Here is a 1,781-nt window from a genome sequence, read left to right as displayed (position 1 = left end):
TTCTCATTCTCTTAATTTTACATGAGGATTTTAGAATTTACTAGATAAAGAAGCGGATATTTTCCATTCATTCACATAAAAAAAACGCCTGTAAAGGCGCTTTTTTATGTGAATAGGAATTACTTTGAATGATGCATTTTATGACAGTGTCGCTTTGGCACAAAACCATTTTGCTCCATATGCTGATAGCGATTTTCCATATGTGAAGAAATGTTTTGACTCTCCGTTTTGCTTAGCACGCCGTACTCCACATATTTTGAAAGTATTTCTTTCTTTTTTGCTAGCATTTCTTTGTACAGCACGGACAGTTCCTGCTTTTGCTCAGACGTCAACTGCACGTCTTTTGTTTCTGGCTGAGGATTGTTTTCCGCTAATACAGGCGTCGCGCTCATAAATAAAAAAGCTGCTGCTGCACTTATCATAATCTTTCGCAAACAATCTACTTCCTTTCATCATATAGTAGTTATAGTTTGCGAACTTCTATTTGTTTTCATTCATTCTGTTTGCTTAAGACTCGATAGCTCCTCCTACATCATAGTCGCTAAGATCAATTTCCATTTCCATTTCAAGTGCTAATTTAGCAAGCTCTGAACCAAGATAAGGACCCGACGTTAAGCCTGAAGCTCCGAGACCATTCGCTACTAGTATTCCTTCGTAAGCCGGAAGAGCTCCAATGACTGGCAAGAATCCTGGAGTAAATGGTCGAAACCCTACCCTTGTTTCTAAAACTGTGCTTTCTGTTAAGCCGGGAGCAATTGAYAAGGCCTTTGAAAAAATCTCATGCATCCCCCCAGCAGTTACTCTCAAATCATAGCCCGTGTCGTTTTCATGTGTTGCTCCAATGACAATTTGACCTTGTTCAAATGAAAGAATATATTGGTCGCTTGGAGGCATCACAACGGGCCAGTCTTTTGTATCTACATCAGGGAGATGCAAGTGGACAATTTGCGCTTTTTGAAAGCTTGCTAAAAATTTCACTCCAAGAGGCTCTAGTAATTGATTTGCCCACGCTCCTGCCGTTACGATTGTTGTACTTGCTAGAAGGGTTTGTCCATTTACGGAAACGCCCGTTACTTGATTATTTTCATAAAGTAGTTCTGCGTTTCCTTCTATTATTTTTGCACCGTTTTTCTTCGCTGCATTCACAAGTGCGTTTCGAAGAGCTCTTCCGTTAACGCGAGCGGCTCCACTAATATGAACTGAACTGTATTCTTCCGAAAGAACCGGAAACAAAGCCTGTGTTTCTTTAGCGGATAAACGTGTAATCTCGCCTATTTCAGGAGCTTCTTCCCGACGCTTATATGCTCTTTCTTCCATTTTTTTAAGCTTTTGCTCATCAGTATGTAAGCTAATTGCTCCTACTCGCTTATATCCCGTATCCGTTTCTCCATCTTCTTCTAATTGCTGAATTAATGTTTGATAGTACTTAGCGCCGCCTTTTGCTAAGCGGTACCATGCTTTATTTCGACGCTGCGAAAGCCATGGACAAACAATTCCTGCTGCTGCATCAGTAGCTTGACCTGCATCCTTGCGATCTATCAATGTCACATCTGCTCCTGCTTTTGCTAAATGATATGCTGTAGAAGCTCCAAGTACCCCAGCTCCAACTACGATGTATGTTTTCATACCAAAACACCCTTTTCTTTCTTCTAATATTCTCATGCTATATGTACGCAACTTTAGCATAGCAAAAAAAGAAGTCACATACTAGGCGAAGCTATCTTGAGCTTATTTTTGAGTCTTGCTGACTTTGACATATAGCTCCTTTCATTGTAAACAAA

Annotated in this window: 2 protein-coding genes; both read right to left on the bottom strand. The window is 40.3% G+C overall.

The window, feature by feature from the left end:
* Positions 1-119 precede the first annotated feature (119 nt).
* Complete coding sequence (locus tag AC1DRF_RS26020) at positions 120-434, bottom strand: YckD family protein (protein WP_043982470.1); 315 nt, start codon at positions 432-434, stop codon at positions 120-122.
* A 73-nt stretch (positions 435-507) separates the two neighbouring features.
* Positions 508-1,626 (bottom strand): NAD(P)/FAD-dependent oxidoreductase, encoded by a 1,119-nt coding sequence (locus AC1DRF_RS26015; RefSeq protein WP_043982469.1) that lies wholly within the window; start codon positions 1,624-1,626, stop codon positions 508-510.
* Positions 1,627-1,781 lie beyond the last annotated feature (155 nt).

It is taken from the genome of Priestia sp. P5_B4 (assembly GCF_056400385.1).
The sequence above is the reverse complement of the archived record's forward strand: the minus strand, read 5'-3'. Positions and strand labels throughout refer to the sequence as shown.